This window comes from Mycobacterium numidiamassiliense, from assembly GCF_900157365.1.
Taxonomy (GTDB): domain Bacteria; phylum Actinomycetota; class Actinomycetes; order Mycobacteriales; family Mycobacteriaceae; genus Mycobacterium; species Mycobacterium numidiamassiliense.
The window spans coordinates 1741431-1765924 of sequence record NZ_FUEZ01000004.1 but is presented as its reverse complement, the minus strand read 5'-3'; the positions used below and the strand labels follow the sequence as shown (position 1 = coordinate 1765924).

Below are 24494 nucleotides of genomic sequence, written 5' to 3'. Positions count from 1 at the left end.
TTTCAATGGCCGACAGCGCCGAATACCGCATCGAGCACGACACCATGGGCGAAGTCAAGGTGCCCGCAAAGGCCCTGTGGCGCGCGCAAACTCAGCGCGCGGTCGAGAACTTCCCGATCTCGGGCCGCGGCCTGGAGCGCACCCAGATCCGCGCGCTGGGGCTGCTTAAGGGTGCCTGCGCGCAGGTGAACAAGGACCTCGGGCTGCTGGCGCCGGAGAAGGCCGACGCGATCATCGCCGCGGCGGCCGAGATCGCCGACGGCCGCCACGACGATCAGTTCCCCATCGACGTCTTCCAGACCGGTTCGGGCACCAGCTCCAACATGAACACCAATGAGGTGATCGCCAGCATCGCGGCGGCCAACGGCGTCACGGTGCATCCCAACGACGACGTCAACATGTCGCAGTCGTCCAACGACACCTTCCCGACCGCCACCCACATCGCGGCCACCGAGGCCGCTGTGCGTCACCTCATCCCGGCGCTCGAGGTCCTGCACGCGGCGCTGGCGGCCAAGGCCAGCGAGTGGCACACGGTGGTCAAGTCGGGCCGCACCCACCTGATGGACGCCGTTCCGGTGACGCTCGGCCAGGAATTCAGCGGATACGCCCGCCAGATCGAGGCCGGTATCGAGCGGGTGCGTGCCACCTTGCCGCGGCTGGGCGAACTGGCGATCGGCGGGACCGCGGTGGGCACTGGCCTCAATGCGCCCGACGGCTTTGGCGCCAGAGTGGTCGAAGCACTGGTCACTTCGACCGGGCTGAGTGAGTTACGCACGGCGACAAACTCTTTCGAGGCCCAGGCGGCACGCGACGGCCTGGTCGAGGCGTCCGGAGCCCTGCGGACCATCGCGGTGTCGTTGACGAAGATCGCCAACGACATCCGCTGGATGGGGTCTGGCCCGCTGACCGGCCTGGCCGAAATCCAGCTGCCCGACCTGCAGCCGGGCAGCTCGATCATGCCGGGTAAGGTGAATCCTGTTCTGCCCGAAGCGGTTACGCAGGTTGCCGCGCAGGTGATCGGCAATGACGCCGCGGTTGCTGTCGGCGGCTTGTCCGGGGCCTTCGAGCTCAACGTGTACATCCCGATGATGGCCCGCAACATCCTGGAATCGTTCAAGCTGCTGACCAACGTCTCGAAGCTGTTCGCGGAGCGCTGCATCGTCGGGCTCAAGGCCAACGTCGAGCACCTACGCGAGCTGGCCGAGTCGTCGCCGTCGATCGTGACGCCGTTGAACTCGATCATCGGCTACGAGGAGGCGGCCGCGGTGGCCAAACAGGCGCTCAAGGAGCGCAAGACAATCCGCCAGACCGTCATCGACCGTGGCCTGATCGGGGACAAGTTGTCGATTGAGGAGTTGGACCGCAGACTCGACGTGCTGGCCATGGCCAAGGTCAAGCCGGCGCAGTAGACCCCACGCTCACCCGCATGTGGTCGACGACAGTAAGGATAATTCGCTAATGACGGCTCCCCCCGGTGGTCCCTACGGCCAAGGTCCCTACGGAGCGAATCCGTATGGCCAGGGCCCATATTGGGGCCAGCCACCAGGCGGACAGCCACCAGGAGGACCGCCACCAGGAGGACCGCCACCAGGTGGTCCATACCCGCCGCCGACCGGCCCGTATCCGTATCAGCCGCCTGGCGGGCCATACAGCACTGGCCCGTACAACACCGGCGCGTACCCGCCTCAGCAGTTTCCACAGGGGGGCCAGCAGTTTCCGCCCGGTGGTCCTACCGGGCCCTACCCGCCCGGGCCACCGCCGCCGAGTGGACCTAACTCGCGCCTGCCGTGGTTGATCGTCGCCGGTCTTGCCGTGTTGGGCGTCGTCGCGCTGGTGGCAACCCTGGTCGTGACGCTGAGCAGCGACGACAACAAGTCGCCGAGTGCCGCCCCCTCGACGTCGACCACGACGAGTGCACCAACCTCCCAGCCCAAGAGCGCCGGACAGACCGCCACCGACTGCGCACCCAACGCGGGGGCCAGCGAACTGCCCAAGGGTGACGCGATCATCGCGGGCAAGCTGTCGTTCCCGGCCAGCGTGGCACCCGGCTGGACTCCGTTCTCGGATGACCAGGACCCCAACCTCATCGGCGCGGTGGGCGTCAGCCAGGACGTGCCCGGCGCCAGCCAGTGGATGATGTCAGCCGAGGTCGCCATCACCGACTTCGTGTCCAGCATGGACGTGGCGGCCCAAGCATCGAAGTTGATGCAATGCGTCTCCAACGGCCCGGGCTACACCAACTCGCAACCCACACTGGGCCCGCTGAAGACATCGTCGACCACCGTCGACGGAATCAAGGCCGCCAGGGTCGACGCCGATGTCACGATTGCCGACGCCTCACGCGGGGTCAAGGGCGACTCCGTCGTCATCATCGCGGTCGACACCAAACCGATCACCATCTTCATGGGCACGACACCGATCGGCGATACGGCTTCGGCAGCCATCGTCAACCGGGCAATCGGGGCACTCAAGGTCGCGAAGTAACCGCGTTCGGCGCAAGGGTTTTCAGCTAGCCGGGGCCTACGGGCGCCGAGACATGGGTAGCTTCGGAGCGGCCGCGCAGCACCGTGGAATAGCACTCCGCCCAGTGCGCCCGCTCGGCCTCGTCGGCGCGCTCGATCGCTGCGGCCGCGCACAGAATCCGCTGCTCCGAGGTCTTCGCAAGGTCAGCCAGCCGGGCGGCCTCGTTGACCGCATCGCCGATTACCGTGTACTCATAACGGTTTTCGGCACCGACATTGCCGGCGAAAACGCGGCCCGCCGACACCCCGATGCCGAAATCGACTGGCAGCCTTCGCAGTTGGATGCCCAGCGTGCGCGCAGTAGCCAGCGCCGCTGATGCCGGCTCGCCGGTCCGCAACGGCGCCCCGAAGACGGCAAGCGCCGCGTCGCCCGCGAATTTGTTGATCAGCCCGTTGTGGTCGTCGACGGCATCGACGACGATCCGGAAAAAGTCGTTGAGAACGTCGGCTACTTCTTGGGGCGGGCGGCTTTCCGCCAGCTGCGTGGAGCCGACCAGGTCGATGAACAACACCGCCGCCTCGACCACGTCTCCGGACAGCGAAGCGCCCTCTTCGATGGCGCGCTGGGCGACGTCGGCTCCGACATGGCGCCCGAACAGGTCGCGCAGCCGGTCGCGCTCGGCGAGCCCGGCCACCATTCGATTGAATCCCGTTTGCAGACGCCCGATTTGAGAGCGCTCGTAGGCGCCGACGGTCGTGTCGATGACACCGCGTTCGACTTGAGCCATCGCGTCGACGACTTCGCCGATCGGATCCGAAATGGATCGCGACGTCAGGATCATCGTGGGCAGCCCGAGCAGCAGCGCGGCCAGCGACACCACTAGAACGGGCACGTCCAACGAGGCGGACTTTGGAATCAGCCAGCCGTAGGAGCGCAGCACAACCAGGGTCGCGACGACTCCGATCGGAAGCGCACTGACCAGAAACCAGAGCATGACCAGCCGCGCGAACACCCCGGGAACCGCCAACTGAGGCTCGAGCCCTCGCGTCGCGGCGCCCATGATGGGGCGCAGGGTGCGTTGCGCAAGCAACATTCCCGTGCCCGCGGCGGCCGGGCCCCCGAGCACAACGCCGAGCACCATCGGCAAAAGTAGCGTGGCGCCGTCGCCGAGATTGACCAGCAGAAAGATGCCACCGGCCACGCCCCAGGCCACCAGCAGGATCGCGGTTTGGCGGCCGGCGAGTCTCATCGCCGCTTCCCGCTGCTCGGTCGTGGGCTCTTCACCGGCGGCATACCAGCGCAGCGTCGGAGCGAGGCTGTACTGACCGGCCACCATGACACCGACGACGCCCAGCACCACCAGCGCCACGACTATCGCCGTGTTCTTTCCCGCGAAGTCGGCGTTGGTGGTGACGCCGGTGTGGCCCCGCAACGGAATCAGGATGGCGGCGGCGTCGATGACGGCGATGAGGTAGGACAGAGCAAGGTCGACCGAGTATTCGATGGATAGCCTGCGGGCCGACTTGCGGTGCGCGGTCTCGGCTGTCGCCGCCGGCTCACGCGATGCGCGCAGCCCGCCCGCCTTGATCACTCTCTAAAGGTAGCCGCGCGCCGATCACGCACCGTTGTTCGGCCCGCCGGAATTCTGGCCCGGGATATCGGTGATGGGGAAATTCGGCATCGGCTTGGGCGAAGGCGTATTGGGCAAGGTCGGGATCTCGCCCGCCGGGATGTCGTGCAGGTCGTTGACGGGCGGACCGTTTTCCCGGCTCCCGTAGCTGCTGCCCGGCGCCCGGGGCCCCAGCAACTCGCTAACCGTCACCAGCCGGTAGCCGTTCGCCTTGAGCACCGGAATGAACTGGTAGACCAGATCAACGGTGCTCGAGTACGTGTTATGGAACAGCACCACCGAACCCGGCTTGATGTACGTCATCAGCATGAATCGGGTCGCCGCCGTGTTCGAGTCGTTCGCCCAATCGAAAGGTATTACATCCCAAAGGATTTCGGCTAGGCCGTAGCGCGCGGCGGTTTGACGCACTTCAGGAGTGGATAGCCCGCCGGCGGGGCGGTACAGCGTCGGGTTCCGGCCGATTGCCGAGTTGATCGCATCGTTGGCCCTGGAGAACTGCCCGGCGATGTCGTTGGGCGGGATCGTCGCCATGTTGGGGTGTTCCCAGGTGTGACTACCGATCTCCATACCGGCATCGGCGATGCGCTTGGCTCCCGCCGGGTTGGCCGCCACCTTGTTGCCGATGAGAAAGAAGGTGGCTTTGGCGTCGTTGTCCTTGAGGATTTGCAGCAGCCGCTCGTCGAACGGGCCCGGCCCGTCGTCGAACGTCAGCGCGACGCACTTGACCACCGAGCAGTTCAGGCTGTCCGCCCGGGTGACGTGACCCGTCAGGCCGCCGATCACCAACACCGCACCGGCGGCCACCACGCCAAATACGGTCCGCCAGTAGCGCCAGGCTTGGCTGTCGGGTCGCTTCGGCATCCAGAAAGCCTACCCGGCCGCGGGGGTGCGATCCGGCAGCCGAGGGCCTCCCCGCACGGTAAAGCCCAGGCCAGAGCCCGCTCAGTGCGGTCCGGCGATCTCCTCGAGCATCTCAGTGACCAGGGCCGCGATCGGCGAGCGCTCGCTGCGCAGCAGGGTGATGTGCGCGAACAGGGGGTGGCCCTTGAGCTTCTCGATCACCGCCGCAACGCCGTCGTGACGGCCCACGCGCAGGTTGTCCCGCTGGGCGATGTCGTGGGTCAGCACGACCCGCGAGCCAGTCCCGAGCCGCGACAACACGGTCAGCAGAACGTTGCGTTCCAGCGATTGCGCTTCGTCGACGATGACGAACGAGTCGTGCAGCGAGCGACCCCGGATGTGGGTCAGCGGCAACACCTCGAGCATGCCCCGCGCCAGCACTTCCTCCAGCACCGCCGGGCTGGCCAGCCCTTCGAGGGTGTCGAAGACGGCCTGCGCCCAGGGCCCCATCTTTTCGCTCTCGCTGCCGGGCAGGTAGCCCAGCTCCTGGCCGCCCACGGCGTAGAGGGGGCGGAAGACCACGACCTTGCGCTGGGTGCGCCGTTCCAGGACCGCCTCGAGACCCGCGCACAACGCCAGGGCGGACTTGCCGGTGCCGGCCTTGCCGCCCAGCGACACGATGCCCACCGACTCGTCGAGCAGCAGGTCGAGCGCGACGCGCTGCTCGGCAGAGCGGCCACGCAAACCGAACACCTCACGGTCACCGCGCACCAGTTGCACGCGTTTGGCCGCGGTGACCCGGCCCAGCGCATGCGAACTGCCGCCCAGCAGCCGAATCCCGGTGTGGCAGGGCAGGTCTCGAGCTTCGACCAGGTCGATCTCGCCGTCGGCGAACAGCGCGTCGATCTCCTCGGTCGCGACCTCGATCTCCTGCATCCCAGACCAGCCGGATGCCACCACGTCCTGCGCGTGGTATTCGTCGGCGGCCAGGCCAACCGCGGCCGCCTTGACGCGAAGGGGAATGTCCTTGCTCACCAACGTAACCCGCTTGCCCTCGGCCGCGAGGTTGGCCGCGCAGCTCAGGATCCGCGAGTCGTTGCTGTCGGTGCGGAAACCGGCGGGAAGCACCGTCGGGTCGGTGTGGTTGAGCTCGACGTGCAGCGTACCGCCTTGTGTCCCAACGGGAATCGGCTGATCCAGCCGTCCGTGCTCCAACCGAAGATCGTCGAACAGACGCAGCGCCTGCCGGGCGAACCAGCCCAGCTCATGATGATGGCGTTTGGCCTCCAGTTCGCTGATCACCACCAACGGGACCACCACCTCGTGCTCGGCGAAGCGGCTGCAAGCCCACGGGTCGGACAGCAGCACGGAGGTGTCGATCACGTAGGTCCGGAGTTCGGTCACGAATTGCTCCTCGGGCGGAATAAGCCCGTGCGGACCCGCACAGGCATGTCGGCGGGAACTGCGACACGAGGACCGGGGCCGGTCCTTCCCTCGGCGTGACGGGAGGTGCCGCCCTGGCAGCAAAGCATGACGCTGACCATCGAGAACGACGCTACTCTCGTCGCCGCTTTGCCGCCGCGCAGGCGCGCCGAACGTCGACTCAGCGAGCGGCGTTGAGGAAGCGGGCAGCCCTGTCGGGCGCGTCTATCGGCTCAGCCGACGACGAATTGCCGGAGTTGCGGCTCGTCGGCCACTCCCCAGGCAACGATGCGATCCGAGATCGCCTGACGCAGGTCCTGGACGCCGAAAATTCCGGCGTCAGCGACGTTTTGCACCTTGTCCGCGTAGGAGTCGATGTCGGCGCCGACAACTTCAAGATCGGCCGCGCGGGCGGCAATCGCGGCGATTGTCTCGTCGCGGGTGTATTCGAGGCAATGCGCGACGAGGTTGGAGAACAGGAGTTCGTGGCGCGCCTCGTCGCGGGCGATCCGGTCGATGAGTCCGGCCAGGATCGGCTCCTCGAGCTGAGCGGCCAGGTTGCGGCAGAAGACAGCGTGGGTGCGCTCGGTGAACGCCATATACACCAGGGTTTCGACCTGGGTGTACGTGTCGGCCCGATAACCCTTCATCACGTACTGGACCCGCGCCTCTTCGTTGGCGGTCGGGTCGACCTCGCGAGTCACCACCAGGTATTCGCGTAGCGCGATGGCGTGCAGATGCTCTTCCCCGGTCCACCGACCGAGAAAGCGGCCCCAATAATCCTCGAGGATGAAGTGGTCAACCAACTCGCGGTGGTGTCCGGCGAGGTTGTCTTTAAGCAGCAGCAGGATTTCGCACGCGTCGGTGAACTGCCTCGGCAACGTCGCCTGGGACGGATCCCAGTCGCGCCCACCGAGGAAGGCGAAGTTCTCGCCACGGTCGAACGGTACGAAGTCGTGGGCGAACCACGTCTCATCGGTGCCGAGGTGGCGCGCCATTTCCGCTTCGACGAGCGGCTCGAGTTCCAGCGTCAGCGCATTAGCGACAGGTTTCTGTGCCATGAAGTAACTGTAACCCCCGTACACAGGTTCTACGAAATTCGCCGCGCCGTGTCGCGGCGAATCGCGGGCCCGCCCGGCCGACTACCGCCCGACCAGGGACCAGTCCTCGAGTCCCTCGTAGAGCGGGAATTCTCTGGCCAGCCGGGTAACCCGGTCGCGCAGGCCCGAAACATCGGCCGAGGTGCCTGCCGCCAGTGCGGTGGCGATGATGTCTGCGACCTCGGCGAACTCGGCGTCACCGAAGCCGCGGGTGGCCAGCGCCGGTGTTCCGATCCGCAGGCCCGAGGTCACCATCGGCGGCCGCGGGTCATTGGGGACGGCGTTGCGGTTGACGGTGATGCCCGCCTCGTGCAGCAGGTCCTCGGCGGCCTGGCCGTCCAGCAGGGAGTTGCGCAGGTCGACCAGCACCAGGTGGACGTCGGTGCCACCGCTGACCACCGACACACCGGCCTTGGCGACGTCAGCGGCCTGCAGTCGCTCGGCCAGGATCCGCGCGCCGGACAGCGTGCGCTGCTGGCGCTCGGCGAATTCCGGGGTGCCCGCGATCTTCAGCGCGACCGCCTTGCCCGCGATGATGTGCATGAGCGGCCCGCCCTGCTGGCCGGGGAACACCGCGGAGTTGATGGACTTGGCGTACTCCTGCTTGCCCAGGATCATGCCGGAGCGGCCCCCGCCGAGGGTTTTGTGAATGGTGGTGGACACCACGTCCGCGTGCGGCACCGGGGAGGGGTGCAGCCCAACCGCGACCAGACCCGCGAAGTGCGCCATGTCGACCCACAACTTGGCGTCGACCTCGTCGGCGATCGACCGGAACGCCGCGAAGTCCAGAATCCGTGGGTAGGCCGACCAGCCGGCGATGATGACCTTGGGACGGAACTCGAGCGCCTGGGCCCGCACCACATCCATGTCGACCAGATGCGTGGTCGGGTCGACGCCGTAGAAGGCGTTCTCGTACAACTTGCCCGAGAAGTTGAGCTTCATGCCGTGGGTCAGGTGACCGCCGTTGGCGAGGTCCAGGCCCAGCAGCCGCTCGCCCGGCGACATCAGCGCGTGCAGCACCGCAGCGTTGGCCTGGGCACCCGAATGCGGCTGCACGTTGGCGAAGTCGGCGCCGAACAGCGCTTTGGCGCGGTCGCGGGCGATGTTCTCCACCACGTCGACGTGCTCGCACCCGCCGTAGTAGCGCCTGCCGGGCAGGCCCTCCGCGTACTTGTTGGTCAGCACGCTGCCCTGGGCCTGCAGCACCGAACGCGGCACGAAGTTCTCCGACGCGATCATCTCCAGGGTGTCGCGTTGCCGGCCAAGCTCTTTGCCGAGCAAGTCGGCGATATCCGGGTCGACTTCGGCGAGCGAAGCGGACATCAGGGACGAGGTGGTACGGGCGTCAGGTGCAGCGGTCACGGGCGCCAGTCTATCGAGCGACGGTTTTGCCCAGCCCAGCCGCCGGGCGTGTGTTCGTCCCTGCCACACTGGCACTATGTCGCGGCTGAGCGAGCCGAGCCCCTATGTGGAGTTCGACCGAAAGCAGTGGCGCGCGCTGCGCATGTCGACGCCTCTGGCCCTCAGCGAAGAGGAACTCGTCGGCCTGCGTGGTCTGGGTGAGCAAATCGACCTGCTCGAGGTCGAAGAGGTATATCTGCCACTGTCCCGGCTCATTCACCTTCAGGTCGCCGCCCGACAGCGACTTTTCGCGGCGACCTCGGAGTTCCTCGGCGAACCGCAACAAAACCCGGACCGGCCGGTGCCCTTCATCATCGGTGTCGCAGGCAGCGTGGCGGTCGGGAAGTCGACCACCGCCCGTGTGCTGCAGGCGCTGCTGGCCCGCTGGGATCATCACCCCCGCGTCGACCTGGTCACCACCGACGGCTTTCTCTACGGCAATGCCGAATTGGAACGGCGAAACCTCATGCACCGCAAGGGCTTTCCGGAGAGCTACAACCGCAGGGCGCTGATGCGGTTCGTGACCTCGGTCAAATCCGGTTCCGATTACGTGTGCGCCCCGGTGTACTCGCACCTGCGCTACGACGTCATCCCCGGGGCCAAGCACATCGTCCGGCACCCCGACATCCTGATCCTGGAGGGTCTCAACGTTTTGCAGACCGGCCCGACGCTGATGGTGTCGGACCTCTTCGACTTCTCGCTGTATGTGGACGCCCGCATCGAAGACATCGAGCAGTGGTACGTGTCGCGCTTCCTGGCCATGCGCAGCACCGCGTTCGCCGACCCGGAATCGCACTTCCACCACTACTCGGCCCTCAACGACACCAAGGCCGTCGCCGCCGCCCGCGAAATCTGGCGCTCGATCAACCGGCCCAACCTGGTGGAGAACATCCTGCCGACCCGGCCGCGGGCCACGCTGGTGCTGCGCAAGGATGCCGACCACTCGATCAACCGGTTACGCCTGCGCAAGCTCTAGCGTGGCAGGCCCCGAGCAGGCCTTCACAAGTGCCCCGAAACGGCCGATGCGGGGCCGCACTCCGCGGGGGTGAAGCGGAGGCGCCCCGCATCGGCGGGAACGGAGTTACGCCGTCGCCAGACGGCGCACCCCGAGGTACTGCAACCCCGCGAAGGTCGCGGTGTAGATGGCACTGGCCAGTGACGCGGCCACCCCGGTCGCGGTCAACGGCAGTGCCTCGGCGGCCACGATGGCGCCCAGCGTGCAGGCGACGTTGGCCGCGACGACGCCGACCCCCACGCTGCGCAGGTTCGACATCGCGGCCAGGCTGAACACGACCACCCCGTAGAGCACGAAGAAAGCGCCGAGGGCGTATTCGGTTCCGGACGTCAGACCGGTCATCGACGACAGCGGGTCGGCGGCGACGGCGACGGCCAGGCCGCACAGGCCCGTGACGGTGGCATCAGCACGCATGGCGAAACGCAGCAACGAGTCGGTCGAGTCGTAGAGGTGTCTGGTCGGTATGCCAGATACAGCGGACATGTGATTTCTCCTCGCAATGGCGGATTTTGTCGAACAGGTTTGAGCGTGCCGCCAGAGCACTGCCATATCGACGCGTGGCACTGCCAACTACTGCCACGCAAACTATGACCAGGGATTTCCTCGCCGTATTCCCGTGATCGGCGCCGAATCTGGATTTAGACGCCAGCCTGTGGCCCAGAGAGTCGCGATCATGCTCGGGGATGACGAAATCCATCAGCAACACGTGCTTGCCGGCCCCGGCCGCGATCCGCACGTTGCCGCCAGCAGCCGCCTTGCGACTGTGGTGTCGCTGGATTAGCTGTGGTGTCGCTGGATTAGCTGTGGTGTCGTTGGATTAGTCGGTGGGGACGGCGACGCGCCCGCGGAGGTCGGCGGCGATGAGCCGGGCCGCGGCGTTTTGCCAGTTGTGCAGCGAACGCTGCGGCACCTCGGTGACCAACCACTGCCAGGCCTGCCGGGCGGTGGGATCCAGACCGGAGGCGGTGGCGTTCTGCGCGTAGGCACGCACCCCGACGACGTACGGGAAGTACAGCGCGTTGTAGTAGCGCCACTGCTCGGTGGTTCCGAAATCGCCGCCATCGCGCGGCTTGAGTCGCCCGATGTGATCGGCCAGCACGGCCTTGAGTTCGTTGGCCCGCTCCAGCGGATGGTCGGGTGCACCCCGGGCGGCCAATCGCTCGTCGATCACGGGCAGCGCGGTCAGTGGGCTGGCGACCAGCTTGGTCAGGTCGCCATAGTGGCCCAGGGCGCGGCGGGTGAGCCTGGCGAAGGTGTCGTCGTCGACATCGACGAGCGGATCGTCGGCACGCAGCGGCAACGCCGCCCCGGTATGCCGCAGCGCGGCCCGATCAGCCCGCAACGCAGGCGATTTCGAGAACGCCAGCCGATCCAGCACCCCGGCCAGCGGATCGGCCAGTACTTGCACCGCCACCGCGGCGGCCAGCGTGGTGAACAACAGCACCGTCAGCGCGGTTTGTGCAGTGGACCCATCGCGGGTCAGCGCGAGGCCGATCAACACCTGCCCACCGAACAGCGACGCCACCGCCGAACAGCCGATGAACGAGCGCAGCATGTCGGCGCGCAACGCCTGGCCCTCGTCGAAGGCATCCGACAACGCCACCGCCACGCCCAGCAGCAGCACGTCGAATCCCGTCGACGCCAGCGCCAGCCAACTGGGTAGCAGCCCGAGCGGAATGATCAGGATGGCGTTGCCCAACGCGAAGAACAGCGTCGCAACGATGACCAGTCCCAGGCCGGGCCGGCCTGCCGACGTCTGCGGCACGGGCCGGCGCACCAGCGCAACACCCATCGCGCCGAGCGTGGAGATCGAGATCACGGCGAACATCAGCACGTGACCGGGGCGCAGTGGCCCGTCGACGCTGCCGGCCATCATCGCGGCAAGCAGGGTGAGCGCGCCGACGAAAGTCACCAGCAGCACCTCGCGCGTGCGCGCCCGCCAACGATCGCGAGGACGGGCGAGCTCGATCAGCACGGCAAACCACGCGACGCTGGGCAGTGCGACCAGATAGATCTCGAGCCGGCTCAGCGGACCGGCGTGGGTCAGGCTCGCGATGCGCACGGCGTCGAGGGCCACCACCAGCGCGAAGCCGCACAACCCGATGGCGGCCAACACCAGCACAGGCTTACGCGGATCACGGGATAGCAGGTATAACCCGAGCCACCCGCTCAGCGTGAAAACCACCGCCGACAGCGCAGCCATTCATCTAGTGTGGCACGCGCCACCGACAGCGCAGGCCCGCGAAGCTACTTGCCGTACCGGCGATGCCGCTGGGTGTAGTCACGCAGGGCACGCAGAAAATCGACTCGGCGGAATGCGGGCCAGTGCGCTTCGCAGAACCACATCTCCGAGTACGCGCTCTGCCACAACAGAAAGCCGGACAGCCGCTGCTCGCCCGACGTCCGGATCACCAAGTCGGGGTCCGGCTGCCCATAGGTGTACAGGTTTTCCGAGATGGCCTCGACGGTCACCGCCTCGACGAGTTCCTCGCCGGTCGCGCCGTTGGCGAGTTCCTTGCTCAGCAGTCCCCGAACCGCATCGACGATCTCCTGGCGGCCGCCGTAGCCGACCGCAACGTTGACGTGGAAAGGCGCCACCTCCGGCGTAGACCCCACCGCTCCGCGCAGCCGGCGCGCCGGTTCCTCGCCGAGCAACTCGAGATCGCCGACGGTGCGCACGCTCCAGCGATTGGCCGGGGCGCAGATCTCCTCGACGACGTCGGTGATGATCTCGATGAGCGCGGCCAGCTCGTCGGGGTCGCGCTGCAGATTTTCGGTAGAGAGCAGATAGACGGTGGTCATCTCGATGCCGGCTTGCTCGCACCAGCGCAGCATCTCGGCAATCTTTGCCGCACCCATCCGGTAGCCGTAGCTGACGTCGTCATAGCCCGCGTCGCGTGCCCACCGCCGGTTTCCGTCGCACAGCACCGCGATGTGGCGGGGAAGCTCGGACCTGGAGGCGGACAGACCCTGGCGCAGCCGCAGCTCGTAGACGCGATACAGCGGGTTTTTGAGCCGCGGCGGGATAACTTCCACGAAGATCCACCCTACTGCGGGCCGCGACGAATTCGGTTGTGCACTTCCAGCAATCTCACGGATATTTCGGCGTCGACAATTGGTCGACCCTTGGTCGACAATTGAGCGCGCCGCACTAGTGTTGAGCGATATCCGGCGCGGGCAGTTTCACCGCCTACCTCGACACGGCAGCAGGAGACATGAGCGGCCAGACCAGGACGGCCACCACCGACGAGCCCGAACCGCACGGACTCGCGGCCAACGCCACGCAGCACCTGGTCGACGGCGTCGCCCGGGTACTGACCAAACCCCGATTCCGCGGCTGGATCCACGTGTACGCGGCCGGGATCGCCGTCTTCGCCGGCGCTTCGCTGGTCGCGGTGTCGTGGGCGGCCGGATCGACCCGCGCCGGCCTGGCGACGCTGCTCTACACCGCGGCCACGATCGTCATGTTCACCGTCAGCGCCACCTATCACCGCGTGCACTGGAGATCGGCGACCGCCCAGAAATGGATGAAGCGGGCCGATCACTCGATGATCTTCGTGTTCATCGCGGGCAGCTACACACCGTTCGCGCTGTTGGCCCTATCGCCGCGCGACGGACACGTGGTGTTGTGGATTGTCTGGGGTGGCGCGGCGGCCGGGATCCTGCTGAAGATGTTGTGGCCGTCGGCGCCGCGCTGGGTGGGTGTGCCGCTCTACATCCTGCTGGGGTGGGTGGCGGTCTGGTACACCGGCGAGATCCTGCACAACGCCGGGGTGGCCGCGATGGTGCTGCTGTTCGTTGGCGGCGCGCTATACAGCATCGGCGGCATCCTCTACGCCCTGCGCTGGCCGGACCCGTGGCCGTCGACATTCGGCTACCACGAGTTCTTCCACGCCTGCACCGCGGTCGCGGCGATCTGCCACTACATCGCGATGTGGTTTGTGGTGTTCTAGCCCGCTACAGCTGGGTGACGTCGGCCGCCGACCAGTAGGCCTTCATCGCGCTGACCTTGCCGTCGTCATTGAAGACCATGGTGTCGATCGGCTCGATGCGGATCTTGCTGTCGCCGGCGGCCACGATCAATCGGAAATGAAAAGCCGCCTCGTTGCCGGCGACCCGCAGCGAGACCAGCTCGGCGGACCGGTCGACGTTGGCTTCTTGAAAACCGAGAGCCGAGTAGAACCCCTTGATCGCCTGGCTGCCGATGTGGACCTCTCCGCCGACCGGGTCCTCGACCGTGGCGTCGTCGGCGTACAGGCTGACCAACCCGTCCACGTCGCCGTCGCCGAGGAGCGCGATGTAGCGGTTGACCGTGTCGGTGATCGCTTGGACCTTGTCGTCGGCAGTCGGCATGGGACGCAACGCTACTACCCGGGCACCCCGAGGGCGCCGGCCAGTTCCGCTGCCGTCGTGACGGGCAGATCGCAGACCCGGCCGCGGCACACGTAGGCGGCGTCGGCATCGGCGATGCGGTTGCGGCCGGCCAGCGGCACCGACGAGTCCGCTTGCCCGCCGACGACGATCGCCCCGCCGGGGGCGAGTCGGCGCGCCTCGGCCAGCAGCGCCGACCGCGACGGGTCACCGGCGACGGCGATCTGCAGGGGCCCGCGGACCGCGGCTTCGGCGACGGCCAGCCAATGCCCAGCCGACCGCGGGGCCCCCGCCAGCAGCACCGAATGCGCTTGCAGCGCAACGCCCGCCGCGTGCAGGTAGCGCTGAGCGCGCTCGTCTTCGACCAGATGCGCCGCGGTCAGCAGCGCTTCGGTGATCGTCGACGCGCCCGACGGCGTCGCCCCGTCCACCGGGTCGGCGGGCCGCAGCATCAGCTGCTCGGCGTCGTCGGCGGTGTCATACCAGCGGCCGGGTTGGTGCGGGTCCGCGAAGTGCGCCAGCGCGGTGTCGAGCAAGTCGCTTGCCGCCGTCAGCCACGCCTGGTCGGCGGTGAGCTGATAGAGCGCAAGCAGCCCGCTGGCCAGCATGGCGTGGTCTTCGAGGATGGCGGCGCTTTCGCCGACCACGCCACCCAGGCTGGCCCGTCGCAGCCGGCCGGCGACGACGTGGCTGTCCAGCAGCGCCGTCGCGCAGCGCCTCGCGGCATGGGCGAATTCGGGTTCGTCCAGGGCAACGCTGGCCTCGGCCAGCGCGGTGATCGCCAGCCCGTTCCACGAGGTGATCACTTTGTCGTCGCGTCCGGGCTGAATCCGGATGCGCCGGGCGGTCAGCAGCGCGGCCCGGATGCGTTGCAGCCGTTGCTCGTCGACGTCTGCGGGGGCCTGCAGCACCGACGCCCCGTGCTCGAAGGTGCCGTCCTCGGTGACGGCGAAAACACCTGCGGCCCAACGGCCGTCGTCGTCACCGAGAACCTCGGTCAGCTGCTCGGGCGTCCATACGTAGGTCGAGCCCTCGCGGCCGTCCGCGTCGGCATCCAGGGACGAGACGAACAGGTCGCCGTCGGCCAGGTCGTCGAGCAGAAAGTTCGCGGTATCGCGGGCGACGCGGCGCGCCAACGGATCCGCGGTGCGCCGGGCCCAGTGCGCGTAGGCACGCAGCAGTAGCGCATTGTCGTACAGCATCTTCTCGAAATGCGGTATGACCCAGGCATTGTCGACGCTGTAGCGGGCGAAGCCGCCGGCAAGTTGGTCATAGATGCCGCCGCGTGCCATGGCGTTGCCGGCCTGGGCGACGGCGTGCAGCGCGGCCGGCGATCCGGTGCGCTCGTAGTGGCGCAGCAGCGCCTCGAGCAACGCCGACGGCGGGAATTTCGGCGCGCCACCGAAGCCGCCGTGCACCGTGTCCTGTTCGCGCAGCACGGTCGCGACGGCGTGATCACACAGCTCGGGAGCGACGTTCGGGCCCCCGGAAGGCAGACCGGCCGAGACCTTGCGCAACTCGCCGACGATGTGGTCGCCGGCCTCCTCGACCTCACCGCGACGGCTCTGCCACGTGTCGCTGACAGCCGAAAGAAGCTGCAGGAAGCCCTCTTTCGGGTAATAGGTGCCACAGAAGAAAGGCCGGCCGTCGGGGGTCAGGAAGCATGTCATCGGCCAGCCGCCGTGCCCGGTCAGCGCGACGGTGGCGTTCATGTACACCGCGTCGATGTCCGGGCGTTCCTCGCGGTCGACCTTGATGCAGACGAATCCCGCGTTCATCGCCGCGGCCACCTCGTCGTCCTCGAACGATTCGTGGGCCATCACGTGACACCAATGGCATGCGGCGTAGCCGATCGACAGCAGGATCGGCACATCGCGGGCGGCGGCTTGCGCCAGCGCCTGCGGCGTCCACTGCTGCCAGTGCACCGGGTTGTCGGCGTGCTGACGCAGATACGGGCTGGTGGCCAGCCCGAGGGTGTTGGTCGCCGACGACGAGTCAGCCGGGCTCATCGTCCGGCTTCCCCGGCGCCGGCTGCCCATTCGTCTGCCCGGGGTTCTGCCCGACCGTGTCGGTGCCCTCGTCGGCGGCTTGGTCGGGCTCGGGGTGCTGGGGGTCGAACGATTCGGGCACCTTTTTCAGTTGCCGGTTCATCGATCGCAGTAAGAACAGGGTGGCGATCAGCAGCAGCACGACCACCAGCAGACCCAGCGGGCTGGCCTTGCCGAAATCCGGCCCGTTGTTGTGCGGCGCCCCGTCCGCAATCACTGTGAGCAAAAGGTGACTCACGCGTTGTTCTCGATTCCGGCGAAGAGATCCGTCTCGGGTATGTGGGCCGGCACGCGGGATCGGGCCAATTCGTATTCCTCGGTCGGCCACAGCCGCTCCTGCCACGAAAGGGGAGCGGCGAAGAAGTCGTGATTCGGGTCGATCTGGGAGGCGTGCGCGCGCAGCGCGTCGTCGCGCTGGCCGAAATATTTCGAGCATTCGACACGGGTGGTCACCCGCGATGCGAACGGGTCGTGCGCGGGATCCCAGTGCTCGAGCCACTTCTTGAACGGGGCCTCTTGACCATGCTTGATGGCCTCGTCGTGCAGCAGCTGCATCCGCGCCCGCAGGAAGCCGTGGTTGTAGTAGAGCTTGGCCACCGCCCAGGGCTCGCCGGCGTCCGGGAAGCGGCAATAGTCGGCGGCCGCCTCGTAGGCCGCGACCGAAACCTGGTGGCAGCGAATGTGATCGGGATGGGGATAGCCACCGTTCTCGTCGTAGGTGGTCATCACGTGCGGCCGGAAGTCGCGAACCACCCGCACCAGCGCCTCGGCGGCCACCTCCAGCGGCACCAGCGCGAAGCAGTCCTCGGGCAGCGGGGGCGGCGGGTCGCCGGTGGGCAGGCCGGAGTCGATGAAGCCGAGCCAGGTGTGCTCGACCCCCAGGATCTCGGCGGCCTTGGCCATCTCGTCGCGGCGGATCTCGGCGATGTGCTCGCGCACGTCGGGCAGGTCCATTGCCGGATTGAGAATGTCGCCGCGCTCGCCGCCGGTCAGCGTGACCACCAGGACGCGATGACCCTCGTCGGCGTAACGGGCCAGGGTGGCCGCGCCCTTGCTGGACTCGTCGTCGGGGTGGGCGTGCACCGCCATCAGCCGAAGCTCGCTCACGTGCCCCCTTCATTGGTCTGCCGTTTCCGCGGGTGTGACCCTATAATTCCAGTTCCCGATCGTTACCATCCTGGCGGCCGGGGTCCGGCAGCCAACAGTGCGGTTGTGAAACTCCTATGACGCAGACTTCCATTCCACGTCCCGACGCCCGCTACGGGCGTACCCGGTTGTCGCGCCCGTCGCGGCGTCGGGCGGCGATCGTGCTGGGCGTGCTGGTCGTCGCGGCGGGCATGGCCGTCGCCGTCATCGGTTATCAGCGGCTGGGCACCAGCGATGTCTCCGGCTCCCTGGCCGGCTATCAGGTGATCGACCAGGAGACGGCGGCGGTGACAATCAGCGTGACGCGATCCGATCCGTCGCGGCCGGTGGACTGCATCGTGCGGGTTCGCTCGAAAGACGGCAGCGAAACCGGTCGGCGTGAGGTCCTGGTCGCGCCGTCCACCGCGGCCACGGTGCAGGTAACCACGACGATGAAATCGTCGCGACCGCCGGCGATGGCCGACGTCTACGGATGCGGCACCGATGTGCCCGGCTACCTGCGCGCGGCCTGAGTTCAAAACGAAGGCGGACCGCGAATGGCGTCATTAGCTGTTTCCACAGTGGTAACATGGGTGAATGCACGGTTCCTATTGGGACCGTGTATTGCTGCATTAAAGGCCGTGGGCGGACGGAACGGCAGCACCGGGTGGGACCCGGATACGCCCCGACGACGGGGCCCACAGGCTTACGCGGATACGCGGAACAACAAGACGAGGAGCACGACGACATGACCGACACTCAGGTGACCTGGCTGACCCAGGAATCACATGACCGGCTGAAGGCCGAGCTCGATCAGTTGATCGCCAATCGTCCCGTCATCGCCGCGGAAATCAACGACCGCCGCGAGGAGGGTGACCTGCGCGAGAACGGCGGTTATCACGCCGCCCGCGAGGAGCAGGGCCAGCAAGAGGCCCGCATCCGCTCGCTGCAGGACCTGCTCAACAACGCCAAGGTCGGCGAGGCACCCAAGCAGTCCGGCGTCGCGCTGCCCGGTTCGGTGGTGAAGGTCTACTACAACGGCGACAAGTCCGACACCGAGACCTTCCTGATCGCCACCCGCCAGGAGGGCGTCAACGAGGGCAAGCTCGAGGTGTATTCGCCGAACTCACCGCTGGGCGCCGCCCTGATCGATGCCAAGGAGGGCGAGACCCGCAGCTACACCGTGCCCAACGGAAACACCGTCGAGGTCACGTTGATCAGCGCGGAGCCCTACCACTCCTAGTTAGGCCAGCGCCCGTTCGAGATCGGCCAGCAGGTCGGCGATGTCTTCGATGCCGACCGACAGCCGCACCAGGTCGTCGGGCACTTCGAGTTGCGAACCGGCCGTCGACGCGTGCGTCATGGCGCTGGGCTGCTCGATCAGCGACTCCACCCCGCCCAACGATTCGGCAAGGATGAACACGCGGGTGCGCGCGCACAGCTCCTCGGCCGCGGCCCGGCCGCCGCGCATCCGCACCGACACCATGCCGCCGAAGCCGTTCATCTGCCGAGCGGCGACACCGTGTCCAGGGTGGCCGGGCAGACCCGGGTACAGCACCGTGTTGACCGCGGGGTGCCCGGCGAGGAATTCGGCTACGGCGGAAGCGTTTTCGCTGTGTCGCTGCATCCTTAGCACCAACGTCTTGAGGCCGCGGATCGTAAGGTAGGCGTCGAACGGGCCCGGCACCGCACCGGCCCCGTTCTGCAAGAAGGCGAAGGCCTCGTCCAGCTCTTCGTCGTTGGTGACCAACGCACCGCCCACCACGTCGGAGTGGCCGCCGATGTACTTGGTGGTCGAGTGCAGCACGACGTCGGCACCCAGCGTCAACGGCTGTTGCAAGGCGGGCGAGGCAAAGGTGTTGTCCACCAAGACCTTTGCCGCATTTGTGCCACCGATTTGGGCGATCGCCGCAATGTCGGCGATGGACAGCAGCGGATTGGTCGGGGTTTCCACCCAGATCAGCCGGGTCTTCGGGGTGATCGCGGCGGCAACGGCGTCCAGATCCGACAGTGCGACCGGTGTGTGCTCGACGTTCCACTTCGTGAAGACCTTGTCGATGAGCCGGAAGGTGCCGCCGTAGGCGTCGTTGGGGATGACGATGTGGTCGCCCGGCCGCAGGATGGCCCGCAGGGCACAGTCGGTGGCGGCCATCCCGGAGCTGAAGGCCCGGCCGAATCTGCCCTCTTCCACCGCGGCCAGCGAGGCCTCCAGCGCCGCCCGCGTCGGGTTGCCGGTGCGCGCGTACTCGAATCCCCCGCGCAAGCCGCCGACACCGTCTTGGGCGAAGGTGCTGCTCGCGTAGATCGGAGCGTTCACCGCCCCGGTCGCCGGATCGGGGCGATAGCCGGCGTGAATGGCTTTGGTGGCCAGGCCGGTGATTTCGTGGTTTTCGCTCATCGACGATCAGCTTAGTGAGTGGCCGGCGCGCCCATCGCCGGCCGTTGGCTCAACTTCTCGGTAGGCCCAGTAGCCGTTCGGCGATGATGTTGCGCTGGATCTCCGAGGTGCCCCCGGCCGTGGTGCCCGCGAACGTGCCGATATAGCGCGCGAACCAGCCGGCGGTGAACACCTCAGGACGGTAGGGGTTGTAGGGCGCCGTCATCGTCGGGTCGACAAGACCGTCGAGTCCGGCCGCGTCCAGGGCACAGCGAGCCGCGTTCTGCTCGGCCTCCGAGCCCAGCAATTTGAGCACCGACATCCCCGCCCCATTGCCCTCGCCCCTGGCTTCGCGGGCCAACGCCGCCGACCCCAACAGCCGCAGGGCCTGCGTATCCATCGCGATGGTGGCGTAGCGATCGCGGTCGACGGCCCGCAGCGGACGGAAGTCCTCCAGCAGGTCGCGGAGCCGGTCGGCGAACGCCATCCACATCAGCGTGCGCTCGTGCATCAGCGAGCCGTTGGCCACCTGCCAGCCGCCGTGCAGTGGGCCGACCAGATTCTCGGCAGGCACCCGGACATCGGTCAGGAACACCTCGTTGAAGTCGAGGTTGTCGCGGTCGTACACCGCGGGAAACGGGCGGCACAACACGCCGGGAGCGTCCCGGGGAATGAGCAGCACGCTGATCCCCCGATGCTTGGGCGCGTCAGGATCAGTGCGCACAAAAGTGAGCAGCACGTCGGCGTCGTGGGCGCCCGAGGTCCACAGCTTGTGTCCATTGACCACGAAATGGTCGCCCTCCGGGACGGCCCTGCTGCGCAGGCCGGCCAGGTCGGACCCGGCCCCCGGCTCGCTCATGCCGAGCGAGGCCGTCATCTCCGCCCGCAGAATCGGCACCGCCCATCGCCGCTTTTGCTCGTCGGTGCCGAAGGTCAGCAGAGACGCCACAACGGTCCCGACGCCCTGCGGGTTGAACGAGTGGTAAATGCGCCGCCGGGAGAGTTCTTCCCGGTACACGTAGAGCTGCAGAATGCCGGCGTTGCGGCCGCCGAATTCCGGCGGGTTGGCGGGCAGCAGCCAACCGTGGTCGAACAACAGGCGCTGCCACTTGCGCGCCCATTCCGGCAGGTGCGCGGTCGACCGCGACCGCTCGGCGGCGGCCGCCTCGTCGGGCAGGTGTTCATCGAGGAAAGCGACGAAATCGGCTCGGAATGACTCGACTTCGGCGCCGAACGTGAGCTCCATCGACCTCCATTTAACGGCTCGCGCGTAACAGTATCAAGAACTTGACATACAAGCGCCGGGCGGGAGAACCTACTGGGACGGCGAGCGCCCCAAGAGTGCCAACAAGGAGGGAAACCCCTGCGCGGACAAAAGGTTTTGATCACAGGAGCGACCGGCAAGGTCGCCTTCCCCATCGCCCGGGCGCTGGCGGCCGACAACGAAGTGTGGGGTGCCGCCCGATTGAGGAGCCCGGCCGATCGGGACAAGCTGACCGCCGCGGGCATCACGCCGATCGCGTTCGACGTCAGCACCGGCGACTTTTCCGGGCTCCCCGGCGACTTCACCTACGTCTTGCACGCGGCCGTCGATACGGGGACCGACGACTGGATCCGCTGCCTGCACACCAACGCCCAGAGCTCGGGCAACCTGCTGTATCACTGCCGCGCGGCCAAGGGCTTTGTGTTCTGCTCGACCGGTTCGATCTACGCCTATCAAGGCAGGCGTCCGTTGACCGAGAGCGATCCGCCCGGTGCGCCACTGCGGGCGAACTATTCGTTCTCCAAGGTCGCCGCAGAGGCGGTGTGTACCTGGATCGCCGAGCAGCACCGAATTCCGTTGACCATCATCAGGATCTGTTCCACGTACGGCCCCCAGGGCGGCGCCCCGGCCGACCGCCTGGAAATGCTGTTGGCGCACAAGCCAATCCGCTTGCACCCCGACGCACCGAACAACTACAACCCGATCTACGAGGATGATTACGTCGAATTCGGCATCCGCGCAATGGAAGTCGCGGACACGCCCCCTGTCGTGGTCAATTGGGCCGGCAGCGAAACCGTCAGCATCGAAGACTACTGCGCTTACCTGGGCAAGCTGGTCGGCGTCCAACCCGTCTTCGAATACTCGCCCAACGCCCACACCCCGTTGTGGCCCGACGTCACGCGCATGCACGAAATACTGGGGCGCACAAAGGTTTCCTGGCGCGACGGGTTCCGCCGAATGGTACAAAGTCGCCACCCCGAAATCACGCTACCGGTGACGGCGTGACGACGCACTTCCCCGGGACACCGTCGGATCAGGTCGACCAGGTGCTCGCCACCGGGCGCGGCGACATCACGACGGCGTTCGTCTCGATGGCGACCCGGCATCCCGACGGCACCGACGCCGAGTACCTGCGCTGGCATACCCTCGACCACCGGCCGGAACAGCACCGGCTTTCGGCGGTGCGCGCCTCGCTGCGGCTGGTGTCCACGCCGCAGTGTCGCGCCGCACGGGCCATCACCGGGGGCAGATTCGAGCCCGTCGATCACGTGATGACGTATTTCTTCAGCGACCTCGGCGGACTCGACGGGTTCAACGAACTGTCGGCCGCGCTCGGCGGTGCCGGACGAAAGCTGGCCCTGCTGCCACACGTCGAGCGCGGCGTCTACGGCGTGGCGACCAAAGTGGCCGCGCCACGGGTCAAGATCGGTGCCGACGTCCTGCCGTGGCGGCCGATTCTGGGCGCCTACCTACTGATCGAGGACGGTAGCGTCGCGCCGGCGGAGCTGACCGACGTCGAGGGCGTGGCCGGCGTCTGGTCCTTGGAGTCGCTGCGCGTCGACGAGCGGTTGGCGGGCGCGCCGCCGGGCCAGCTGCTGACCTACTGCTTCCTGGACGACGATCCGGTGGCCACCGCGACGCGGCTGCGGCCCGTGCTCGAACGCCGTTGGCAAAACCTCGGCATCACACCGCTTTTCGCCGCTCCGTTCCATCCGGTCGTCGCCTTCGAATGGGATCGCCATGTGCCGTGAGCCGCGGTGCGGATAGGCCTGATGCTGGGCACCGACAAGGATTGCCGGCCCGCCGAACGCCTGCCCACGCTGCTCTCCGCCGCGCGGTCAGCCGAGCAGCACGGCTTTGCCTCCTTCTGGTTCCCGCAGGTGCCCGGATATCTCGATGCCATGTCGGTGCTGGCGCTGGCCGGCCAGTGCACCGACCGCATCGAGCTGGGCACCGCGATCGTGCCTATCCAGACCCGTCATCCCATCGCCATGGCGCAGCAGGCGCTGACCACGCGCATCGCGTGCGCCGGACGGTTCACCCTCGGCATCGGGGCATCCCACCACTGGATCGTGGATACACAGCTCGGCCTTTCCTACGATCGTCCGGCCCGCCAGGTGCGGGATTACCTCGAGGTGTTGGGCGCGGCGTTCGCCGGACCGGGAACCGTCGACGTGGAGAACGAGACCTACCGGGTGCACAGCCCCATCGATGTCACCGGCGCGGGGCCGCCGCTGCTGCTGGCCGCGCTGGGGCCGACGATGCTGCGCCTGGCCGGCGAACACACCGACGGGACCATCCTGTGGATGGCCGACGAACGCGCCGTCGCCGAGCACGTCGTTCCGCGCATCAGCGCGGCCGCCGCCGGGCGCCCGGCCCCGCGGATCGTCGCGGGTGTGCCCGTCGCTTTGTGCTCCAACGGTGAGGTCGAGCAGGCGCGTGCCCGCGCCAATCAGGTGCTGGGCCATGCCGAGCTGTCACCGAACTACCTGCGGCTACTCGAGCGTGGCGATGCCACCGACGTGGGCGACACCATGGCCGCCGGAGACGAGACCGCAGTGCTGACCAGGTTGCGTCGCTACCGCGACGCCGGCGTCACCGACCTGGCGGCGCGCGTCATCGCCCTGGGCGAAAGCCCGGCAGCGCGCAACGAATCACGCCGCCGCACTGAGGAATTCCTCGCAACGGTGCGGTAGCACAACCGATCACTCGATCGGCAGGACCACAGTGGTCATGATCTTGTCGGCGAGGGTCTGCCGTTTGGCGTCCCACAGCGGAAACAGGAAGCCGATGAAGCAGATGATCCCATCGACGATGTGGGCGAGATCGCGCACGATCGCCAACCCGAAACCGATTGGCTGCCCGGTGTTTTCGCTGACCAGCTTGATCTTCATCACGGTCTTGCCCAGGCTCTGCCCGGTGGTGCCCTGACGGTAGCCGCGGTTCCAGACCCAGTACGCCAGGCCGACCAGCGTCGCCACCCACTGCAGCAGCTGACCGATCAGCGAAGGCTGTGAGGCGCACACCTGGCTGACCGAGTACTGGCTGACGTCGGTGACGCATTGCGACTGTTGGGTGGCGAACATCAGCCCCGTCCCGATGCCCTGCAGGACGGCGTACGGGAGGTAGTCGATGAGCAATGCCAACACCCGGGTGATCCACGACGCGTAGGACGCCGTCGGCAGGGCGCGCAGCGCCGGTCCGGGCGGAGGCGGTGCGTACCCACCGGACGACGGGGGCGGCGGGGGGGGGGCCCCCCCGCGCTCCACCGGCACCTCCCCTACCCTCTTCGTCGGCGGCGTCAGAGGGGTATAAGAGACAGCGCCGCCCGGGGGAGGCGGAGGTTCGTAAGCGCCAGATGGCGGCTCGTATCCGCCAGCAGGTTCAGGGGCGGGCGGCGGGTAAGACCCGCCGGGCGGCGGTTGATCGGTCATGGGA

25 protein-coding genes are annotated in these 24494 nt (G+C 67.4%); 10 read left to right on the top strand and 15 right to left on the bottom strand.

Annotated features, from left to right (window positions below):
• The first annotated feature begins 5 nt into the window (after positions 1-5).
• The gene (locus tag MNAB215_RS17055; protein WP_077079876.1) at positions 6-1409 is read left to right on the top strand and encodes a class II fumarate hydratase; all 1404 of its coding nucleotides are present in this window, start codon (positions 6-8) and stop codon (positions 1407-1409) included.
• A 49-nt stretch (positions 1410-1458) separates the two neighbouring features.
• A complete protein-coding gene (locus MNAB215_RS17050) occupies positions 1459-2484 on the top strand; it encodes a hypothetical protein (protein ID WP_077079875.1) in 1026 nt (341 codons plus the stop codon).
• 25 nt (positions 2485-2509) lie between these two features.
• Here the strand turns inward: MNAB215_RS17050 and MNAB215_RS17045 are convergent, their stop codons facing one another.
• The 5 genes from MNAB215_RS17045 to glyA all read right to left on the bottom strand — a co-directional run bounded on the left by MNAB215_RS17045 (position 2510) and on the right by glyA (position 8778).
• Positions 2510-3967 carry an adenylate/guanylate cyclase domain-containing protein gene (locus tag MNAB215_RS17045; protein WP_077082093.1) on the bottom strand — a complete coding sequence of 486 codons (1458 nt, stop codon included), beginning with the start codon at positions 3965-3967 and terminating at the stop codon, positions 2510-2512.
• Positions 3968-4078: 111 nt separating this feature from the next.
• Positions 4079-4954, bottom strand: coding sequence for a polysaccharide deacetylase family protein (locus tag MNAB215_RS17040; RefSeq protein WP_077079874.1), 876 nt, complete (start codon positions 4952-4954; stop codon positions 4079-4081).
• 81 nt (positions 4955-5035) lie between these two features.
• Positions 5036-6337, bottom strand: coding sequence for an RNA 5'-3' helicase PhoH2 (phoH2, locus tag MNAB215_RS17035; protein ID WP_077079873.1), 1302 nt, complete (start codon positions 6335-6337; stop codon positions 5036-5038).
• A 251-nt stretch (positions 6338-6588) separates the two neighbouring features.
• Positions 6589-7416, bottom strand: coding sequence for an acyl-ACP desaturase (locus MNAB215_RS17030; RefSeq protein ID WP_077082092.1), 828 nt, complete (start codon positions 7414-7416; stop codon positions 6589-6591).
• Between the two features lie 81 nt (positions 7417-7497).
• A complete protein-coding gene (gene glyA, locus MNAB215_RS17025) occupies positions 7498-8778 on the bottom strand; it encodes a serine hydroxymethyltransferase (protein ID WP_077082091.1) in 1281 nt (426 codons plus the stop codon).
• Between the two features lie 115 nt (positions 8779-8893).
• Here glyA and coaA point away from each other — a divergent pair, with 115 nt between their 5' ends.
• Positions 8894-9832, top strand: a complete 939-nt coding sequence (coaA, locus tag MNAB215_RS17020) for a type I pantothenate kinase (RefSeq protein ID WP_077079872.1) — start codon at positions 8894-8896, stop codon at positions 9830-9832.
• 105 nt (positions 9833-9937) lie between these two features.
• Here coaA and MNAB215_RS17015 read toward each other — a convergent pair whose 3' ends face one another.
• Positions 9938-10354, bottom strand: a complete 417-nt coding sequence (locus MNAB215_RS17015; protein WP_077079871.1) for a hypothetical protein — start codon at positions 10352-10354, stop codon at positions 9938-9940.
• 169 nt (positions 10355-10523) lie between these two features.
• Here MNAB215_RS17015 and MNAB215_RS30545 point away from each other — a divergent pair, with 169 nt between their 5' ends.
• Positions 10524-10652, top strand: coding sequence for a hypothetical protein (locus MNAB215_RS30545; protein ID WP_281253331.1), 129 nt, complete (start codon positions 10524-10526; stop codon positions 10650-10652).
• Between the two features lie 36 nt (positions 10653-10688).
• Here MNAB215_RS30545 and MNAB215_RS17010 read toward each other — a convergent pair whose 3' ends face one another.
• Both MNAB215_RS17010 and MNAB215_RS17005 read right to left on the bottom strand, forming a co-directional pair.
• Complete coding sequence (locus MNAB215_RS17010; protein WP_077079870.1) at positions 10689-12074, bottom strand: hypothetical protein; 1386 nt, start codon at positions 12072-12074, stop codon at positions 10689-10691.
• 44 nt (positions 12075-12118) lie between these two features.
• On the bottom strand, positions 12119-12907 hold the full coding sequence (locus MNAB215_RS17005; RefSeq protein WP_077079869.1) for a (2Z,6E)-farnesyl diphosphate synthase: 789 nt from the start codon (positions 12905-12907) through the stop codon (positions 12119-12121).
• 179 nt (positions 12908-13086) lie between these two features.
• Here MNAB215_RS17005 and trhA point away from each other — a divergent pair, with 179 nt between their 5' ends.
• Positions 13087-13824, top strand: coding sequence for a PAQR family membrane homeostasis protein TrhA (trhA, locus tag MNAB215_RS17000; RefSeq protein ID WP_077079868.1), 738 nt, complete (start codon positions 13087-13089; stop codon positions 13822-13824).
• Positions 13825-13828: 4 nt separating this feature from the next.
• Here the strand turns inward: trhA and MNAB215_RS16995 are convergent, their stop codons facing one another.
• From MNAB215_RS16995 to mca, 4 genes are read right to left on the bottom strand one after another with little or no spacing between them, the layout of a single operon-like run.
• Positions 13829-14224, bottom strand: coding sequence for a nuclear transport factor 2 family protein (locus MNAB215_RS16995; protein ID WP_077079867.1), 396 nt, complete (start codon positions 14222-14224; stop codon positions 13829-13831).
• A gap of 14 nt (positions 14225-14238) precedes the next feature.
• Positions 14239-16251 carry a thioredoxin domain-containing protein gene (locus tag MNAB215_RS16990; protein WP_077079866.1) on the bottom strand — a complete coding sequence of 671 codons (2013 nt, stop codon included), beginning with the start codon at positions 16249-16251 and terminating at the stop codon, positions 14239-14241.
• A complete protein-coding gene (locus tag MNAB215_RS16985) occupies positions 16238-16528 on the bottom strand; it encodes a hypothetical protein (protein WP_077079865.1) in 291 nt (96 codons plus the stop codon). Before MNAB215_RS16985 ends, MNAB215_RS16990 begins: the two co-directional genes overlap by 14 nt.
• Complete coding sequence (gene mca / locus MNAB215_RS16980) at positions 16525-17397, bottom strand: mycothiol conjugate amidase Mca (protein WP_077079864.1); 873 nt, start codon at positions 17395-17397, stop codon at positions 16525-16527. The genes MNAB215_RS16985 and mca overlap by 4 nt, the downstream gene beginning before the upstream one ends.
• A 116-nt stretch (positions 17398-17513) precedes the next feature.
• Here mca and MNAB215_RS16975 point away from each other — a divergent pair, with 116 nt between their 5' ends.
• Positions 17514-17948, top strand: a complete 435-nt coding sequence (locus tag MNAB215_RS16975; protein WP_077079863.1) for a DUF4307 domain-containing protein — start codon at positions 17514-17516, stop codon at positions 17946-17948.
• 215 nt (positions 17949-18163) lie between these two features.
• Positions 18164-18658, top strand: a complete 495-nt coding sequence (greA, locus tag MNAB215_RS16970) for a transcription elongation factor GreA (RefSeq protein WP_077082090.1) — start codon at positions 18164-18166, stop codon at positions 18656-18658.
• Here greA and MNAB215_RS16965 read toward each other — a convergent pair whose 3' ends face one another.
• The gene (locus MNAB215_RS16965) at positions 18659-19813 is read right to left on the bottom strand and encodes a cystathionine gamma-synthase (protein ID WP_077079862.1); all 1155 of its coding nucleotides are present in this window, start codon (positions 19811-19813) and stop codon (positions 18659-18661) included. It lies immediately after the preceding gene.
• Positions 19814-19862: 49 nt separating this feature from the next.
• Positions 19863-21038, bottom strand: coding sequence for an acyl-CoA dehydrogenase family protein (locus MNAB215_RS16960; protein ID WP_077079861.1), 1176 nt, complete (start codon positions 21036-21038; stop codon positions 19863-19865).
• Positions 21039-21110: 72 nt separating this feature from the next.
• Here MNAB215_RS16960 and MNAB215_RS16955 point away from each other — a divergent pair, with 72 nt between their 5' ends.
• From MNAB215_RS16955 to MNAB215_RS16945, 3 genes are read left to right on the top strand one after another with little or no spacing between them, the layout of a single operon-like run.
• Positions 21111-22061: an NAD-dependent epimerase/dehydratase family protein gene (locus tag MNAB215_RS16955; protein WP_077079860.1), complete on the top strand. Its 951-nt coding sequence runs from the start codon at positions 21111-21113 to the stop codon at positions 22059-22061.
• A complete protein-coding gene (locus MNAB215_RS16950; protein ID WP_077079859.1) occupies positions 22058-22807 on the top strand; it encodes a hypothetical protein in 750 nt (249 codons plus the stop codon). The genes MNAB215_RS16955 and MNAB215_RS16950 overlap by 4 nt, the downstream gene beginning before the upstream one ends.
• 6 nt (positions 22808-22813) lie before the next feature.
• Positions 22814-23752 carry a TIGR03564 family F420-dependent LLM class oxidoreductase gene (locus MNAB215_RS16945; RefSeq protein ID WP_077079858.1) on the top strand — a complete coding sequence of 313 codons (939 nt, stop codon included), beginning with the start codon at positions 22814-22816 and terminating at the stop codon, positions 23750-23752.
• 9 nt (positions 23753-23761) lie between these two features.
• Here the strand turns inward: MNAB215_RS16945 and MNAB215_RS16940 are convergent, their stop codons facing one another.
• Positions 23762-24490 carry an RDD family protein gene (locus MNAB215_RS16940; RefSeq protein WP_077079857.1) on the bottom strand — a complete coding sequence of 243 codons (729 nt, stop codon included), beginning with the start codon at positions 24488-24490 and terminating at the stop codon, positions 23762-23764.
• Positions 24491-24494: the final 4 nt, after the last annotated feature.

Coding starts and splice junctions, on each gene's coding strand:
- MNAB215_RS17050 (WP_077079875.1), top strand. CDS start 1,459: ATGACGGCTCCCCCCGGTGGTCCCTACGGCCAAGGTCCCTACGGAGCG.
- MNAB215_RS16995 (WP_077079867.1), bottom strand. CDS start 14,224: ATGCCGACTGCCGACGACAAGGTCCAAGCGATCACCGACACGGTCAAC.
- MNAB215_RS17030 (WP_077082092.1), bottom strand. CDS start 7,416: ATGGCACAGAAACCTGTCGCTAATGCGCTGACGCTGGAACTCGAGCCG.
- MNAB215_RS17010 (WP_077079870.1), bottom strand. CDS start 12,074: ATGGCTGCGCTGTCGGCGGTGGTTTTCACGCTGAGCGGGTGGCTCGGG.
- MNAB215_RS17055 (WP_077079876.1), top strand. CDS start 6: ATGGCCGACAGCGCCGAATACCGCATCGAGCACGACACCATGGGCGAA.
- trhA (WP_077079868.1), top strand. CDS start 13,087: ATGAGCGGCCAGACCAGGACGGCCACCACCGACGAGCCCGAACCGCAC.
- MNAB215_RS16990 (WP_077079866.1), bottom strand. CDS start 16,251: ATGAGCCCGGCTGACTCGTCGTCGGCGACCAACACCCTCGGGCTGGCC.
- MNAB215_RS17040 (WP_077079874.1), bottom strand. CDS start 4,954: ATGCCGAAGCGACCCGACAGCCAAGCCTGGCGCTACTGGCGGACCGTA.
- glyA (WP_077082091.1), bottom strand. CDS start 8,778: ATGTCCGCTTCGCTCGCCGAAGTCGACCCGGATATCGCCGACTTGCTC.
- MNAB215_RS16975 (WP_077079863.1), top strand. CDS start 17,514: ATGACGCAGACTTCCATTCCACGTCCCGACGCCCGCTACGGGCGTACC.
- greA (WP_077082090.1), top strand. CDS start 18,164: ATGACCGACACTCAGGTGACCTGGCTGACCCAGGAATCACATGACCGG.
- MNAB215_RS16960 (WP_077079861.1), bottom strand. CDS start 21,038: ATGGAGCTCACGTTCGGCGCCGAAGTCGAGTCATTCCGAGCCGATTTC.
- MNAB215_RS16940 (WP_077079857.1), bottom strand. CDS start 24,490: ATGACCGATCAACCGCCGCCCGGCGGGTCTTACCCGCCGCCCGCCCCT.
- MNAB215_RS16965 (WP_077079862.1), bottom strand. CDS start 19,813: ATGAGCGAAAACCACGAAATCACCGGCCTGGCCACCAAAGCCATTCAC.
- MNAB215_RS17015 (WP_077079871.1), bottom strand. CDS start 10,354: ATGTCCGCTGTATCTGGCATACCGACCAGACACCTCTACGACTCGACC.
- coaA (WP_077079872.1), top strand. CDS start 8,894: ATGTCGCGGCTGAGCGAGCCGAGCCCCTATGTGGAGTTCGACCGAAAG.